This window comes from Shimazuella soli, from assembly GCF_022511585.1.
Lineage (GTDB): Bacteria > Bacillota > Bacilli > Thermoactinomycetales > Thermoactinomycetaceae > Shimazuella > Shimazuella soli.
Genome location: NZ_JAKWBN010000008.1, coordinates 94,703 through 110,852 on the forward strand (window position 1 = coordinate 94,703; position 16,150 = coordinate 110,852).

Genomic DNA, 16,150 nt, shown 5'->3' on the forward strand with positions numbered 1-16,150 from the left:
GGGGGTGAACGGATGACGAAAATCCGTGTATATGAGTATGCCAAAGAGAAGGATATGAGTAGTAAAGAAGTTTTAAACATATTAGAAAAAGTAGGCATTCCTGTAAATAACCACATGAGTATCATGGACGAAACTGCAACAAAAAAAGTGGAAGAGTTTGTAACGAAGTTAAAGCAGGGGTCTACAACTGCAAAACAGGAGAAACCGAAAAGTCAGAAACAAACTGTACAACATGGGGCGGCGAAGTCTATGGAACAAACAAACAATTATTCTCAAGAAGAAATACAAGAAAAGGGCCAACCTTCTTCTCGAGCTAACCAAGAACCAATTAAGAAGAATAAACAAACTCGTAACAATTCTTTTTCCAGAGGGAAAGGTCCCAGAGGAAAAGGAAATCGCAAAAAAAATGATAGAAGATCACAAAACAGGGAAAAACAAGCACCAGTGTTGCCAAAGGAAATCACTGTATCTGGTCCTTTATCTGTTGGAGAATTTGCCAAGTTATTGAGAAAAGAAGGATCTGAAGTAATCCGCAAATTAATTCCAATTGGTATTATGGCAACGATTAACCAAGAAATCGATGTAGATACGATGTCACTAGTAGCTGAGGAATTTGGAGTTAAAGTAATCTACAAAGAGGAAATTGATGAATCTAATATTGAAGAGATTGAAGAAGTAGATTCCGAAAAAGATCTTTTAGAGCGTCCTCCTGTTGTTACGATCATGGGACATGTAGACCATGGAAAAACAACTTTATTGGATAAAATTAGAAGTACTAATGTAACTTCTGGGGAAGCAGGAGGAATTACTCAGCATATTGGTGCTTACCAAGTGGAGATTAATGGTAAGAAAATTACATTTCTAGACACTCCTGGACATGCTGCATTTACAACGATGCGTGCACGTGGTGCGGAAGTTACAGATATCACCATTCTTGTTGTTGCTGCGGATGATGGGGTCATGCCACAGACAGTTGAGGCGATTAATCACGCTAAAGCTGCAAATGTTCCCATTATAGTAGCTGTCAACAAAATGGATAAACTAGATGCAAATCCGGATCGTATCAAACAACAACTAACCGAATATGGATTGGTACCAGAAGATTGGGGTGGAGATACCATATTTGTCCCTGTCTCTGCTATAAACGGAGAAGGTATGGAAGATCTTCTTGAGATGATACTATTAGTATCAGAAGTACAAGAATTACGAGCAAATCCAGAAAAACGTGCTCGAGGGGTAGTCATCGAAGCTGAGTTGGACAAAGGACGAGGTGCTGTTGCTACTGTACTCATCCAAAATGGGACACTTAAGGTGGGAGACGGAATCGTCGCTGGAAATTATTTTGGCAAAATCCGAGCAATGATCAATGATCATGGCCGTCGAGTCAAAGTAGCCCCACCTTCCATGCCAGTTGAAATTTTAGGTCTCCCAGATGTTCCAAATGCAGGGGATCCATTCATGGTGTTTGATGATGAGAAAAAAGGTCGGGCTATAGCTGATAAACGAAACCAAAAACAACGAGAAGAAGAGCGCGGTGCACGGTCACGTGTAACCCTTGATGATTTGTTTAAACAAATTCAAGAGGGCGAAGTGAAGGAATTAAATGTTATTATTAAAGCAGACGTACATGGATCTGCTGAAGCAATGAGAGGTTCCTTAGAAAAGATTGATATCGAAGGAGCTCGAGTGAAAATCATTCATACTGCTGTCGGAGCTATAACCGAATCAGATGTGATTCTCGCCTCTGCTTCTAATGCGATCATTATTGGTTTTAATGTACGTCCAGAACCAAATGCTCGGGCAACTGCAGAACAAGAAAAAGTTGAAATTCGCTTGCATCGAGTTATTTACAAAGCAATAGAAGAAATTGAAGCTGCAATGAAGGGCTTATTAGACCCAGAGTATGAGGAAAAAGTAGTTGGTACAGCTGAGGTGAGACAAATCTTTAAAGTTTCACGCGTCGGTACGATTGCAGGATGTTATGTGATCGATGGCAAAGTAGTACGTGATGGAAAAGCAAGACTGATTCGTGATGGCATTGTTGTGCATGAAGGTAATTTGGATACCTTAAAACGCTTTAAAGATGATGCAAAAGAAGTTGCACAAGGTTATGAATGTGGTATTACATTAGAAGGTTACAATGATATGAAAGAAGGGGACTTGATCGAGGTTTATGTCATTGAAGAGGTAGCGCGTACTTAATTGTTTATTGGATTACTGACGTGTGAAGGGCAAATCCCCACTTCCCTCTCACTTAAGGACAAGAGAAGAGTGCTGCAATCTGTACTAACTCGTATCAAGAACAAATGGAATCTTTCCGTTTCAGAAGTTGGAAGACAAGATGATCGCCAAGTGTTTGAGCTTGCCATTGTTGGGGTAGCAACAGCTAAGCATGTGGTGGAAAAGGAGCTTCAGCTCGCTTTAAAACTCTTAGAAGCGACAGATGAAATGATGATCTTTCATATTGACATCACTTTTGTGTAGGAGGTGTCGCCCTTGGCACGCATCCGTGTGAGCCGCGTTGGCGAACAGATCAAAAAAGAGCTTAGCCAAATTATTCAACAAGAAATAAAAGATCCTCGAATCGGTTTTGTTACCGTGACAGCAGTAGAAATGAGTGGTGATCTGCAACTTGCAAAAGTTTATGTGAGTATCTTAGGAAGCCAATCAGAGAAAGATGAATCGATTGCGGCATTAGAAAAAGCAAAAGGTTTTATTCGCTCTGAAGTAGGACGTCGGGTACAACTCAGACATGTACCTGATATCCAGTTTTCTATTGATCATTCACTTGACCATAGTGATCAAATTACACGATTGCTTCATGATGTACGAGACGAAGATTAGGAGAACGGTATATGTTAGATTGGACAAGTGCTACTCAAACACTTAAAAATACTAGTCAAATCCTAGTGGTTTCACATGTGAATCCAGATGGAGATGCTATTGGTTCTACTTTAGCAATGGGGTTAATAGCTAAATCACTCGGTATTTCGGTAACACTTGTAAATGAATCGCCTGTTCCTGAAAAACTCGAATTCTTGCCGGGGACAGAGCTTATTCAGTTACCGTCTCAAGTTAAGAAACGTTTTTCTGTTATTGTGACAGTTGATGCTGCTGATATTTCCCGTATTGGGGAATGTCAGCAGCTTTTTGCCGATGATCCAATCATTATCAACATTGATCATCATGCGACAAATGATGGATTTGGTACAATTAATGTTGTGAAAGCAGAAGCCGCAGCGACAGTGGAAATTTTGTATGATTGGGCTGAATATCTAGATATTCCTATATCCAAGCAATTAGCTACTGTTCTTTATGCTGGTTTATTGACCGATACAGGTGGATTTCGTTATTCTAATACATCACCGAATGTATTAAGAATTGCAGCTACTTTACTAGAGTCTGGTGCAGCTTCCTATGAACTTGCGGATCGTTTGTTGGAGTCCATTAGTGTACGGTATTTGGAACAATTGAAAGAAGCTCTTGGGACGATGCAGATCGTATTTGATGGGAAAGTAGCCTATCTCACTTCAGAAGAAGAAGATAACGATGGATTGGTTAATTTAGCTCGAAATATCGAAGGAGTGGATGTAGGAATTCTTTTTCGACCTATGGATGAACACCATATAAAAGTAAGTATGCGTTCCCGGAATATTATCGATGTATCTCAAGTAGCTCTTTCGCTAGGTGGCGGTGGCCATGCTAGAGCAGCCGGTTGCACGGTAAAAGGGACAATGAACGAAGTAATTCATAACGTATTAGAGAAGATGAAGGAAGCTTTTGAGGGCGTGAATGAATGACATTGCATGGTATTATACCTGTATGGAAACCAAAAGGGCTTACATCTCATGATGTTGTAGGGCGTATTCGAAGATTGGCAGGACAAAAAAGAGTAGGACATACAGGAACGCTTGATCCAGAAGTAGAAGGTGTATTGCCAATTTGTTTGGGACAAGCTACTAGACTCGTTGAGTATATTCAAGATTTACCAAAACGTTATAAAGGTACGATGGTCCTTGGCGTCTCTACTGATACAGAAGATCAAACAGGGACTATTGTGGAACAAGTGGAAGTTACGACTGATTTGTTCCCATTGGAAAAAGTTATAGACCATTTCCAAGGCGAGATTGAGCAAGTTCCTCCCATGTATTCAGCAGTGAAAATAAAAGGGGAGAGGTTATATGAACTTGCTCGAAAAGGAAAAGTAATAGAACGGCCATCCAGACGTGTAACCATCTATCGGTTGGATATGAAACAGATAGGTTCAAAAGACTATCCTATGTTTTCTTTCGATGTTACATGTTCTAAGGGGACTTATGTACGCACGCTGTGTGTGGATATCGGTAAATTCATGGGTTATCCAGCACATATGAACAAGTTGATAAGAGTACAGAGTGGTCCTTTTCAAATCGCTGACTGTTATACATTTGATGAGTTGGACACGGCTAAAGATCATGGCAGTTTTTCTGATACTCTAGTTGCTATGGATGAAGCACTCTGTCATCTACCAGCAGTAGTAGTCAGCCAAGAAGATGGAAAACGTGTACTGGATGGAAATGTATTTGATTGGGATGCTTCATTAGATAATTCCAGCTCTACTATGGTTCGCATATATGATGAAACAGGTAGATTTTATGCAATTTACGAGATCCATCATCAAGAATTAAGACCAGTAAAAGTATTTCGGGATGTGCATGAATAATGAAAAAGATAGAAATTACGTACCCATTTGATTCCAGACCAATGCCTGCCGAATCAACAAGCTTAGCTATTGGTTTTTTTGATGGACTACACTTGGGACATCAGGCTGTAATTAATAAGGCGATTTCCAAAGCAAAAAAACTAAATATAACTCCTGCGGTCATGACTTTTTCTCCTCATCCGAGAGAGGTGCTTGGAAAAACTACTTTTATGGGTTATCTTACACCATTAAAAGAAAAACTGTATCAATTGGAGCAACTTGGTATAGAACAAGTATATGTAGTCACCTTTAATCAAGCATTTGCCAACTTAGAAAAAGAAAAATTTATTTCCAATGTTTTAGTACCTTTGAATGTATCGGCTGTGACCACAGGTTTTAATTTTACTTTTGGTCATCGGGGATTAGGTACAGCTAATGATTTGATGAAATTAGGAAAAAGTTTGTTCGAAGTAGAGATTGTTGATCCTATTATCATGGGGAATGAGGCAGTCAGCAGTACTAGAACGAGAAATGCCTTGTCTACAGGAGACATTTCTTTAGCTAATGATCTTTTAGGTAGACCATATCGTATTCAAGGTGAAGTTGTGCATGGAGATAAACGGGGTCGGCAAATTGGTTTTCCTACGGCAAATGTAGAGCCGGATCAACCCTATTACCTTCCCGTTCATGGTGTATATGTCGTGAGAGCATATTTCAAAGAATCGATAGGATACGGGATTATGAACGTTGGTGTTCGACCTACTTTTGACAAATCAGCTGTAAAAACCAAATTGGAAGTACATCTTTTCGGCCAATCTCCTCATTTGGATCTTTATGGTGAAGTATTACAGGTTGAACTGCTGCACTATTTAAGAAAAGAAGCGAAGTTCTCCTCCGTAAAATCTCTTGTAGAACAAATAGAGTTAGACCGCACCAATGCAACACAATGGTTATCAGATCAAGATATTTTCCTTGATGATAGGAGAAATATCTTGATCTAGAAGACTTATCGGCAAACATTTACAATGAACTTTCTTTACGCTATAATGGCTAAGGAACCGTGACTCGGTTTTCCGTTTGCCTCAACGGTACACTGGGTTATTGGGGTTTACTGAAATTATGGAGGTGAAAGAAGATGACCATTTCTCTTGAGAAAAAACGTGAAATTATTAATGAGTATAAAACGCATGAGAGTGATACTGGATCTCCTGAAGTTCAAGTAGCGATTTTAACTCATCGAATCAACGAGTTGAATTCTCACTTGCGGGATCACAAAAAAGACCACCACTCACGTCGTGGTTTGCTCAAGATGGTTGGACAACGCCGTAACTTGCTTACTTATTTAAAAGATAAGGATGTTACTCGTTACCGTGAGCTAATTCAAAAACTTGGATTACGTAGATAAAGCGGGGTATTACACCCCGTTTTTTTATACCTTTTGAAATTTGGTAAAGCAGGAAATACTAATAAAAACGAGAATAGGAAATTGTTAAACGTCTGAAAGGAGGCAATGAAGTGGAGTCTCAACTGTTTGAAACAGAGCTTGGAGGACGAAAACTTTCATTTGAAATTGGCAAATATGCAGCTTTAGCAAATGCATCAATCATGGTGAGATATGGAGATTCTGCAGTTCTAGCAACAGTAGTTGCTTCAAAAGAGCCTAAAGAACTGGATTTTTTTCCACTTACTGTCAATTATGAAGAGCGATTGTACGCAGTAGGAAAAATACCTGGCGGTTTTATAAAAAGAGAAGGTCGTCCAAGCGAGAAAGCTATTTTAGCTAGCCGATTAATTGATAGACCAATTCGACCACTATTTCCTGACGGATTTCGCCATGAAGTTCAAGTGGTGACGACGGTTATGTCTGTGGATCAAGACTGTTCTACGGAAATCGCTGCGATGATAGGTGCGTCTCTTGCCCTTTCTATTTCATCCATTCCTTTTGCTGGTCCAATTGCTGGTGTAATTGTAGGGCGTGTCGATGGTAAACTTATTATCAATCCAACAGTTTCCCAAATGGAAAAGTCAGATTTGCACTTAGTCGTTGCTGGCACAAAAGATGGAATTAATATGGTGGAAGCTGGTTCAAAGGAAATTCCTGAATCTATTGTCCTAGAAGCCATTTTATTGGGGCACGAAGAAATTAAAAAGATAGTAGCGATTCAAGAAGAGATAGTTGCTAAATGTGGAGAAGAAAAAATGGTTCCTGAGCTCGCAACTATCGATGAAGATGTACAAAACCGTGTACGAGACCTAGCTTTGCCGGAAATGGTTGCAGCGATTCAAGTGGTGGAAAAACAAGCTCGTCAAGAAGCAATTGATAAAGTGAAGAAATCCGTTATCGAGACATTGCAAAACCAATATTCAGAAGAAGAGTATGCAGAAAAAGAAAAAGATATCCATAAGACACTTGATTTAATTGTAAAAGAAGAAGTACGCCGTTTGATATTAGAAGAAGGCAAACGACCAGATGGACGTACTACAGATGAAATTCGTCCACTATCTAGTGAAATAAATATCTTGCCACGTACTCATGGATCAGGTCTATTTCGTAGAGGACAAACACAGGTATTGAGTGTCTGTACATTAGGGGCATTAGGTGATGTACAAATATTAGATGGATTGGATTTAGAAGAATCGAAACGTTTTATGCATCATTATAACTTTCCGCCTTTTAGTGTTGGAGAAGCAAGACCAATGCGTTCTCCTGGCCGGAGGGAAATTGGACATGGCGCCTTAGGTGAACGTGCGTTGGAACAAGTAATTCCAAGTGAAGATGAATTCCCTTATACGATTCGATTGGTCTCGGAAGTATTGGAGTCTAATGGTTCTACTTCTCAGGCGAGTATTTGTGCTTCAACTCTCGCACTCATGCACGCTGGTGTACCTATTAAAGCACCGGTAGCGGGTATTGCAATGGGTCTAGTGAAAGAAGGAGATTTAGTCAGTGTCTTAACGGACATTCAAGGAATGGAAGATCATTTAGGCGATATGGATTTTAAAGTGGCTGGGACACGCAGAGGTGTAACTGCACTTCAGATGGATATTAAGATTGCTGGAATTGATCGCCCAATATTAGAAAAAGCACTTCAACAGGCAAGTAAAGCAAGGCTTACCCTTTTAGATAATATGGAAGCTACCATTAAAGAGCCTAGTAAGCAGCTATCGGAATTTGCACCTAAAATTGTGACTATGCGCATTCATCCAGATAAAATCCGAGATGTGATTGGACCAAGCGGCCGTGTGATCAACAAAATCATCGAGGAAACAGCTGTAAAAATCGATATCGAGCAAGATGGTCGTATATACATTGCTTCCTCAGATAGCGAACAAAACGAAAAAGCAAAGAAAATTATCGAAGATCTTGTTCGGGAAGTGGAAGTAGGGCAAACGTATCTCGGTACGGTGAAGCGTGTAGAGAAGTTTGGTGCATTTGTGGAACTTTTCCCAGGCAAGGAAGGTTTGGTACATATTTCCCAACTCGCCCTTGAACGTGTTGCAAAAGTGCAAGATGTGGTTTCGATAGGGGACCAAATCATGGTAAAAGTTACAGAGATAGATGACCAAGGTCGTGTGAATCTCTCCCGTAAAGTATTGCTAAGAGAAGAAGAAGCGAGAAAAAAAGAAGCATCGAAATAATGAATAGAGTCAGATATGCCAAAATGGTAAATCTGTCTCTTTTTATTTTAGATATAAACATTTATTTGTATCTCTTCTCATATGGTAAATCAAGAGAGGAGATGCCAAGCCTTGAAAAAGAACTATTATATTATTGGAGTTTTGACGTTGATGGTCGTTACGATCATCTGCTATCATTCTCCTGTATTTATATATATATCCGCAATCCGTAACCAAACCGCAATTCCAACATTTTTATCAGATGATACGGGGTTAGAAGCAAAGATCGATCAGGAAGCCTCCAAACACGAAAAAGCTCCCATTAATGCGCGAAATGACCGTGTATGGAAATTAGTTCCTGGTTTGGATGGTTTCATAGTAGACAAAGAAAAAACATATGAAAAGACAAAGCAACTGCATAGTAAAGATATTCAATGGGTTTACAAAGCTGTGAAACCAGCTGTTGATTTGAAAGACTTAGGGACAGGACCAATTTTTAAAGGCAATGAACAGCAGCAAGCCGTAGCATTAATGGTCAATGTGGCTTGGGGAACTGAATATTTGCCAAAGATGCTCCAAATTTTTCAACAAGAGAAGATAAAAGTTACATTTTTTTTGGACGGTACATGGTTAAACAGTCATCGTAAAGAAGGTTTAGCGCTGGAAAAAGCAGGACATGAGATTGGCAATCATGGGTACACTCACCAAATGATGAGCCAAGTACCCATTGATAGAATGAATAGGGAAATTGGCCGTACGGAAGAAGTGATCAAACAAGTTTTTCATCATCCTAGTAAATGGTTTGCACCTCCGAGCGGTGATTTTAACAACAAGGTTGTGCAAGTAGCTAGTGATTATCATCTGGGAACGGTTTTATGGACATTAGATACGATTGATTGGCGAAAAACTACTTCTGCCACTTCTATGGTGCAAAAGATAGGTTCTAAAGTTGAGCCTGGTAATTTAATTTTGATGCATCCAACAGATCGAACCGTACAGGCATTGCCTGGAATGATTCGTGCTATTAAACAAAAAAAGTTAGCTCTAGCAACTGTTTCAGAAGTTCTTTCCACAAAACGATTGAATATCCGTTGAGCGATTTCTTGGAATCTGATATAGTGGAAATACTGCTTGAATTTGGAATTGCCAGTAGCATGCTAGGGGGTTTTTTACATCATTACCAAAACGTTAACAAATGGAATACGCATTGTAGCAGAGCAGATTCCTCATGTTCGTTCCATCGCTTTGGGAATCTGGATTGGTGCAGGTTCGGAAAGAGAGTCAAGTTCTATAAATGGTATATCTCACTTTATGGAACACATGCTCTTTAAAGGCACCACAACTCGAACAGCTAAACAAATCGCAGAAGGTTTTGATCAATTTGGCGGTCAAGTCAATGCGTTTACATCAAAAGAAGTGACATGCTACTATGCAAAAGTGTTAGATCAACATTTTGAAATGTCTTTGGACCTTTTAGCGGATATGTTTTTTCATTCGACCTTTGATGAACAAGAAATGGAAAAAGAGAAGAAAGTTGTACTGGAAGAAATAGCGATGGTGGAAGATACACCAGATGATTTGATCCATGACTTGCTATCGGAAATTTCTTTTTCTACTCATCCTCTGGGTAATCCTGTTATTGGCACGAAGGAAAATGTATCTTCCTTTACCCGAGATCAGCTGATTGCTTATCGAGAACAGTATTATAATCCACATAATGTGGTCATCGCTCTTGCAGGGAATCTGCCCGATGATTTTATTTTGCAAGTGGAGAAGTATTTTTCCCATCACCGTGGAGAGAGTGTAGCATCGGATAGCTCCTTTCCCGCCTTTACCCCCCAAGTAATAGCGAAACAAAAAACGACAGAACAATCGCATCTTTGTATTGGATTCCAAGGGCTTTCAGTGAAAGATGCTCAAATATATCCTCTTATTCTATTAAACAATATCCTTGGTGGAAATATGAGTTCTCGTCTTTTTCAAGAAGTACGAGAAGCTAGAGGGCTTGCATATTCTGTCTATTCGTATCACTCTTCTCACCGTCATAATGGATTGTTCGCGATTTATGCAGGTACGAAGCATGGGCAGGAACAAGAGGTTTGTAATGTGATTGCAGATGTACTTCATCAGGTAACTGTTCAGGGAGTTTTGGAGGAAGAGTTAAGAAAAGCACAAGAACAGTTAAAAGGCAGTATGATGCTTGGATTAGAGAGTACCAATAATCGAATGAGTCGTTTAGGACGAAATGAGTTGTTGTTGGAAAAGCATCTTACTTTAGATGAAATCATTGCTCAAGTGGAGCAAGTGACTCTAGATAGTGTAAATAAATTAGCCAATAAAATTTTTCATTCGGAGAAGTCATTAGCTATCATTTCGCCTGATGGAAAATTGCCTATTATTTCATAAATTTTTTTAAGGAGTAATTTTGATATGTTAACAGTTCAGTTATGTCGTGTTCGAGGAAATGAGGATTTAGCACTACCCGCGAAAATGTCTACTGGTGCTAGCGGATTTGATCTATGTGCTGCTGTGACAGAAGAATTAGTTTTGCAACCTGGAGAGTGGAAATTAGTTCCTACTGGCATTTCTATTGCAATGCCAGAACACTTAGAGGCACAAGTTCGTCCAAGAAGTGGCCTTGCTTTTAAACATGGTATTACTATGTTAAATTCACCAGGAACAATCGATGCAGATTACCGTGGAGAAATCAAAGTAATCATGGTTAACTTTGGTGACCACCCCTTTCGCGTAAATCGGGGAGACCGTATTGCACAACTTGTTTTTCAAGAGGTAGCAAAAGTTCAGTTAGAACAAGTAGATGAATTGGTTAGTTCTGCTCGTGGAGCAGGTGGATTTGGACATACTGGCGTATAAGTATAGAGAAGATAAATATGGGTCAAAGGTTAGAGAAGAAGTGTATAGCTACCAATTTACCATTCTATGCTAGGGCAGGGGGATCTTTCCATGGAAGATGCACGTCCATTGAAGCGTTTAGAAGAAGAGTTGGAGCGAGTACGCAAAAAGTTACATCAATCTGTTAGAGGAGAACCAAGTAGATTGTTGGATCCTACCGTTTTACCCATTAGTCATGAACTAGATTTACTCATCGTTCAGTATCAAAATTTGAAAGCACGTTATATGGCACCTCTTTAGGTGCTGTTTTTATTTTTGTCTTTCTTCCATATGGGTAAAATAAATTTATAAGGATTGCACAAGGTGATAATAATATGAAACCAATCTTAATCGTTGATGACGATTCGCATATTCGTGAGTTGGTGAAGTTTCATTTACATACAGAAGGATATATTGTTTGGGAAGCCGCCAATGGTAGAGAAGCATTAGCAATTTTAAAACGAGAAAAAATAAATCTAGCGATCATTGATATTATGATGCCAGAAGTGGATGGTTATGAGCTTTGCAAAGAAGTACGAAAAACTTATGACATTCCTATTATTATGTTGACGGCAAAAGATCAATTACTAGATAAGGAGAGAGGATTTGTAATGGGAACGGATGATTATGTCGTCAAGCCATTTGAACCAAAGGAAATTTTGTTTCGTGTAAAAGCCCTGCTACGTCGATATCAGATACTAAATGCAGATTCTATTGTTATCGGACAGATTACCATTGATCGAAAAAGTTATGAAGTGAGGTACCAAGGGAAAACGATATTATTGCCCTACAAAGAATTTGAAGTATTGTCTCAACTAGCTAGCCATCCAAATCGTGTTTTTACGAGATCTGAACTCATTCAATTGATCTGGGGAGAAGAATTTCTTGGAGATGAACGAACAATAGATGTTCATATTAAGCGGCTGAGAGAGCGCTTTTCAAACAAGACGCATGATTTTGCAATAAAAACGGTTCGAGGAGTAGGTTATAAATTGGAGGTACTTGCAGATTGAAAAGTTTGTATATGCGTTTTGCTTTAACAACTATTTGTATCATGATAGTAAGCGGGTGTATCGCTTTTTTTTTGAGTAATTGGTATTACCAAGTAAAACTAAAACCTTATAATGATCAAAAAATAGCTGCTATAACAAAAAACGTAAAAAATTTTTTTCAGCAACACCCCAGATTAGACCTTTCCATTTATTTGCGGCATGTTGCTGCTTTAGGATTTCAACTGGCACTTTTTCAAGAAGGAAAAAAGCCTATTTTTTATGGTAAACCTTTTGATGATACAGCTCTTTCTCCTTCTATTGTAAAGAATGTACTGTCTGGAAAAACGTATCATGGGGTGGTTACTTTTCCAAAAGGAGTATTTATCACCGGATTTTTTGATGATGCTTTAGCAAATACAATCGGTGTTCCTTTAGAAAATAGACAAAGGCGTGCTGCACTTTTTCTTCGCCCGGATATAGGTACTCAGTTTGGAGAGATGCGTATTTTCTTTTCTGTTTTACTCTTATTGACAATTGGACTGAGTATTTTATTTGTTTTTATTGGTACGTATTATATTGTTCGACCAATTCGTCTTTTGACGAAAGCTACGCAAAAAATAGCAGAGGGAGATTACCATGTTACCCTTCCTGTACAACGCACGGATGAATTAGGAGTATTGTCAAAAAATTTCTCTAAAATGACAGCTAGTATTGAGCAATTGGAAGAAATGAGGCAACAATTTGTTTCCAATGTATCCCATGAAATTCAGTCTCCACTCACTTCTATCCGAGGATTTGCCAAGACCCTCCAATCAAATGAGCTCTCTGATGAAATGAGAAAACAGTATTTATTGATCATCGAGCAAGAAAGTGAAAGATTATCGCTATTAAGCAAACAATTGTTATTGCTTGCTTCATTGGAAAAAGAAGAAAATCTGTTACAATACAGTTCATTTGATTTGGCAGAGCAGATGAAGCAAGTGGTGAAGTTGTTGGAGTGGCAATGGCGGTCTAAAGGACTGACAATAGAGTTGAAATTACCAAGTACGAGCATAACAGCAGATGCTAAATTGCTATTTCAAGTATGGGTGAACTTACTTACTAATAGTGTGAAATTTACAGAAGCAGGCGGAACGATTCGATTGGGAATCATTTCAACTTCTGAGTCCATTCAAGTTGAGATGGAAGATACAGGAATTGGTATGAAAAAGGAGGAACTAACTCGGATATTTGACCGTTTTTACAAAGTAGATAAATCGAGAAATAAAAAAGAGGAAGGAAGCGGTTTGGGGTTAGCAATTGTCCAAAAAATTGTTCACTTACATAGAGGTACTATCCAAGTAACAAGTAAACTCAAGGAAGGAACTCGTTTTCAAATGAATCTACCTCGTTTGTAATCTTCTCTTCATCTCCTGTTCATTTGCACTTCTTATAATCAAGCAAGAAAGAGAGGTGCAAAAACATGTTTTTAGCTATTCGAGAAATATGGTATTCCAAGTTACGATATTTTTTAATTGGATTGATTATGGTGTTGATTACATGGCTGGTATTTATGGTAGCTGGCTTAGCAAATGGACTTTCCGCCGACAATGCTTCTGCTATTGATCGCATGAATGCAGATTATTTTGTCATGCAAAAAGATGCAGAAGGTAAATTAAATCGCTCACAGATAAGTAAAATTCAGTGGAAAGGAGTTAGTCAGCAAACAAAAGACAAGAATGCAACGCCTATTGGTATGAAAATGACGAGTGTTTTGAAATTGGGTACAACAAAGAAGATGGATATCACTGCTTTTGCAGTTGATATCAACGGATTCATTGCACCAAAAGTAATAGTGGGAAGTTCTATTAAATTTTTGGCCAAAGGAGAAATTGTAATCGATCAATCACTCGAGCAAGAAGGCATCCGTATAGGGGATTGGATGGTAGATTCTAATTCGGAGAAGAAGTGGAAAGTAGTTGGCTATACTACAAATAATTCCTATAGTCATTCTCCTGTCATATATATGAATCAAGCTACTTGGATAGATTGGACCAAACAAGATAGCTACAATGCTGTCGTTCTACGAGGGATGGAAAGTCAAAAAATAAAGTTAAATAAGGAATTGGAACTCGTTTCGAAAAAAAGAGTTTTGCAGAGTACTCCTGGATACAAGGAAGAACAAGGCTCTTTAGAGATGATGATTGCTTTTCTCTTTATTATAGCTTCTTTTATACAGGCCGTGTTTTTCTATGTTATTACCCTTCAAAAGTCTCATCAGTTTGGTGTTCTCAAAGCAATTGGTGCGACAACGAAATATTTGGTTCGAAGTGTAGTAGGTCAAATTATCGTCATAGCCAGTATTTCTGTTCTTGTAAGTATAGGATTTACTTATGCTACATCCTTGATTTTGCCAGATAGCGTTCCATTTATTCTAGAAAAGAGTACCTTTGCAGGGTTTTCGGTGTTGATGATCATGGTATCACTATTAGGTGCTTTGTTATCGATCTATCAAATAACCAAAGTGGAAGCAATTGATGCAATTGGGAGGGTGGAGTGATGAAGAGTATGGTGACTTTTGAGCGGGTGAGCAAAGTTTATGGGGAAAAAACAAATCAGACAGCAGCTCTTAAAGATGTTTCCTTTTCTGTAAATACAGGTGAATTTGTCGCTATCATCGGCCCTTCCGGTTCTGGAAAAAGTACATTTTTATCGATGGCGGGATTATTGCTGTCCCCTACTAGTGGTAATGTCTTTATTGAAAACGAAATTATTACTAACCTTAAAGAAAAAGATAGAGCGAATCTGAGACTCCAAAAGATCGGTTTCGTCTTTCAGGCTTCTAACCTGATTCCTTATCTCACTGTGATGGATCAATTGCTATTGATTGGCAAGCTATCTCGCAGCCGGAAAGACACAAAACAGAAAGCAGATCGACTACTAGAAAAATTAGGTTTATCGCATCGTAAACATCATTTTCCATCCCAACTATCTGGTGGAGAAAAGCAACGTGTTGCAATTGCAAGAGCATGGATGAATGATCCGCAAATCATCTTAGCAGATGAACCTACTGCAAGTTTGGATTCCAAGCGAGGAAGAGAAGTCGTAGAAATGTTAGCTAGTGAAATCAAGAGAAAAGAAAAAGCAGGCATTATTGTCACACATGATGAGAGGGTGTTAGATTTATGTGATCGTGTGCTGATGATTAAAGATGGTGAATTGCAGATTGGTTGAGAATAAGGTTGTTTCTTTTTCTAAAGTAACAAATTCAACATCCTAATTTCGTTAAGTTAGGATGTTTTTTAAATTTGGGTTTGAAATGAGGTAGAATGGTACTCATGAACAGCTAAGGAGTGACAGCATGAGATTTATTACCCCTACTGATTACCTCGCATTAAAACAAATATGGCCAGAAAGTGGCCAGCATATACTTGCAACCTATGATGAAACATCGATTACAGTATATCAAGCTTATAACCAAAAAATTGCCTCTTATGCAGTAGAACATCAAACATTTGGCGGGGAATTTTCGATGAACCGAATGACTTGGATCAAGCCGAATTTCCTGTGGATGATGTATCGATCAGGCTGGGGGACGAAAGCAAATCAAGAAGTTACATTAGCCATTCGTTTAAAACGGGAAGGTTTTGATCAAATAGTCAGCTCAGCAGTGCACAGTAGCTATCAATCTTCTTATGGGACACAAGAAAAATGGAGACGAGCAGTAAAAAATTCCTCTGTCCGGCTTCAATGGGACCCAGATCATGATCCGTTTGGTCGAAAACTGGAAAGAAAAGCGATCCAGTTAGGGTTAAGAGGGGAAAGCTTGCAAAGATATATGGAGGATTGGATCATGGAAATCGAAGATATATCGGCTTTTGTCGCAGAACAGCGTGAATTTGTAAATGAAAAAGAAATCCATCGCCTGCAAGTGCCTGATGAAAAGGTTTATAGATTTACCTCTAAATAAGCAGGGATGGTGGCTGCG

General features: G+C 38.8%; 17 protein-coding genes. All 17 read left to right on the forward strand.

Features of this window, described 5'->3' with window-relative positions:
* Nucleotides 1–12 precede the first annotated feature (12 nt).
* The 17 genes from infB (at nt 13) to MK805_RS15225 (ending at nt 16,132) form a co-directional block, all read left to right on the forward strand.
* Nucleotides 13–2,202: a translation initiation factor IF-2 gene (gene infB, locus MK805_RS15145; RefSeq protein WP_240876736.1), complete on the forward strand. Its 2,190-nt coding sequence runs from the start codon at nt 13–15 to the stop codon at nt 2,200–2,202.
* Nucleotides 2,203–2,484 (forward strand): DUF503 domain-containing protein, encoded by a 282-nt coding sequence (locus MK805_RS15150; protein WP_240876737.1) that lies wholly within the window; start codon nt 2,203–2,205, stop codon nt 2,482–2,484.
* 12 nt (nt 2,485–2,496) lie between these two features.
* The gene (rbfA, locus tag MK805_RS15155; RefSeq protein ID WP_240876738.1) at nt 2,497–2,844 is read left to right on the forward strand and encodes a 30S ribosome-binding factor RbfA; all 348 of its coding nucleotides are present in this window, start codon (nt 2,497–2,499) and stop codon (nt 2,842–2,844) included.
* An 11-nt stretch (nt 2,845–2,855) separates the two neighbouring features.
* Entirely contained in the window at nt 2,856–3,800 is a 945-nt protein-coding gene (locus MK805_RS15160; RefSeq protein ID WP_240876739.1) for a DHH family phosphoesterase, read from the forward strand.
* Nucleotides 3,797–4,702 (forward strand): tRNA pseudouridine(55) synthase TruB, encoded by a 906-nt coding sequence (gene truB / locus MK805_RS15165; protein ID WP_240876740.1) that lies wholly within the window; start codon nt 3,797–3,799, stop codon nt 4,700–4,702. The genes MK805_RS15160 and truB overlap by 4 nt, the downstream gene beginning before the upstream one ends.
* Nucleotides 4,702–5,682 carry a bifunctional riboflavin kinase/FAD synthetase gene (locus MK805_RS15170; protein WP_240876741.1) on the forward strand — a complete coding sequence of 327 codons (981 nt, stop codon included), beginning with the start codon at nt 4,702–4,704 and terminating at the stop codon, nt 5,680–5,682. The genes truB and MK805_RS15170 overlap by 1 nt, the downstream gene beginning before the upstream one ends.
* A gap of 134 nt (nt 5,683–5,816) precedes the next feature.
* Nucleotides 5,817–6,086 carry a 30S ribosomal protein S15 gene (rpsO, locus tag MK805_RS15175; RefSeq protein ID WP_160802267.1) on the forward strand — a complete coding sequence of 90 codons (270 nt, stop codon included), beginning with the start codon at nt 5,817–5,819 and terminating at the stop codon, nt 6,084–6,086.
* A 110-nt stretch (nt 6,087–6,196) separates the two neighbouring features.
* On the forward strand, nt 6,197–8,320 hold the full coding sequence (gene pnp, locus MK805_RS15180) for a polyribonucleotide nucleotidyltransferase (RefSeq protein WP_240876742.1): 2,124 nt from the start codon (nt 6,197–6,199) through the stop codon (nt 8,318–8,320).
* Between the two features lie 111 nt (nt 8,321–8,431).
* A complete protein-coding gene (locus MK805_RS15185; protein WP_240876744.1) occupies nt 8,432–9,394 on the forward strand; it encodes a polysaccharide deacetylase family protein in 963 nt (320 codons plus the stop codon).
* A 78-nt stretch (nt 9,395–9,472) separates the two neighbouring features.
* Nucleotides 9,473–10,705 (forward strand): M16 family metallopeptidase, encoded by a 1,233-nt coding sequence (locus MK805_RS15190; protein ID WP_240876799.1) that lies wholly within the window; start codon nt 9,473–9,475, stop codon nt 10,703–10,705.
* A 24-nt stretch (nt 10,706–10,729) separates the two neighbouring features.
* Entirely contained in the window at nt 10,730–11,173 is a 444-nt protein-coding gene (dut, locus tag MK805_RS15195; protein ID WP_240876745.1) for a dUTP diphosphatase, read from the forward strand.
* A gap of 90 nt (nt 11,174–11,263) precedes the next feature.
* Complete coding sequence (locus tag MK805_RS15200; RefSeq protein ID WP_240876746.1) at nt 11,264–11,452, forward strand: aspartyl-phosphate phosphatase Spo0E family protein; 189 nt, start codon at nt 11,264–11,266, stop codon at nt 11,450–11,452.
* A 74-nt stretch (nt 11,453–11,526) separates the two neighbouring features.
* Nucleotides 11,527–12,204 carry a response regulator transcription factor gene (locus MK805_RS15205; RefSeq protein ID WP_240876747.1) on the forward strand — a complete coding sequence of 226 codons (678 nt, stop codon included), beginning with the start codon at nt 11,527–11,529 and terminating at the stop codon, nt 12,202–12,204.
* Nucleotides 12,201–13,580 carry a sensor histidine kinase gene (locus MK805_RS15210; protein ID WP_240876748.1) on the forward strand — a complete coding sequence of 460 codons (1,380 nt, stop codon included), beginning with the start codon at nt 12,201–12,203 and terminating at the stop codon, nt 13,578–13,580. The genes MK805_RS15205 and MK805_RS15210 overlap by 4 nt, the downstream gene beginning before the upstream one ends.
* Before the next feature lie 65 nt (nt 13,581–13,645).
* Nucleotides 13,646–14,722 (forward strand): ABC transporter permease, encoded by a 1,077-nt coding sequence (locus tag MK805_RS15215; protein WP_240876749.1) that lies wholly within the window; start codon nt 13,646–13,648, stop codon nt 14,720–14,722.
* Entirely contained in the window at nt 14,722–15,396 is a 675-nt protein-coding gene (locus tag MK805_RS15220; protein ID WP_240876750.1) for an ABC transporter ATP-binding protein, read from the forward strand. Before MK805_RS15215 ends, MK805_RS15220 begins: the two co-directional genes overlap by 1 nt.
* Before the next feature lie 127 nt (nt 15,397–15,523).
* The gene (locus MK805_RS15225; RefSeq protein WP_240876751.1) at nt 15,524–16,132 is read left to right on the forward strand and encodes a DUF4291 domain-containing protein; all 609 of its coding nucleotides are present in this window, start codon (nt 15,524–15,526) and stop codon (nt 16,130–16,132) included.
* The last annotated feature ends 18 nt before the right edge of the window (nt 16,133–16,150 follow it).

Coding starts and splice junctions, on each gene's coding strand:
- infB (WP_240876736.1), top strand. CDS start 13: ATGACGAAAATCCGTGTATATGAGTATGCCAAAGAGAAGGATATGAGT.
- MK805_RS15160 (WP_240876739.1), top strand. CDS start 2,856: ATGTTAGATTGGACAAGTGCTACTCAAACACTTAAAAATACTAGTCAA.
- truB (WP_240876740.1), top strand. CDS start 3,797: ATGACATTGCATGGTATTATACCTGTATGGAAACCAAAAGGGCTTACA.
- MK805_RS15170 (WP_240876741.1), top strand. CDS start 4,702: ATGAAAAAGATAGAAATTACGTACCCATTTGATTCCAGACCAATGCCT.
- rpsO (WP_160802267.1), top strand. CDS start 5,817: ATGACCATTTCTCTTGAGAAAAAACGTGAAATTATTAATGAGTATAAA.
- dut (WP_240876745.1), top strand. CDS start 10,730: ATGTTAACAGTTCAGTTATGTCGTGTTCGAGGAAATGAGGATTTAGCA.
- MK805_RS15200 (WP_240876746.1), top strand. CDS start 11,264: ATGGAAGATGCACGTCCATTGAAGCGTTTAGAAGAAGAGTTGGAGCGA.
- MK805_RS15205 (WP_240876747.1), top strand. CDS start 11,527: ATGAAACCAATCTTAATCGTTGATGACGATTCGCATATTCGTGAGTTG.
- MK805_RS15215 (WP_240876749.1), top strand. CDS start 13,646: ATGTTTTTAGCTATTCGAGAAATATGGTATTCCAAGTTACGATATTTT.
- MK805_RS15220 (WP_240876750.1), top strand. CDS start 14,722: ATGAAGAGTATGGTGACTTTTGAGCGGGTGAGCAAAGTTTATGGGGAA.
- MK805_RS15225 (WP_240876751.1), top strand. CDS start 15,524: ATGAGATTTATTACCCCTACTGATTACCTCGCATTAAAACAAATATGG.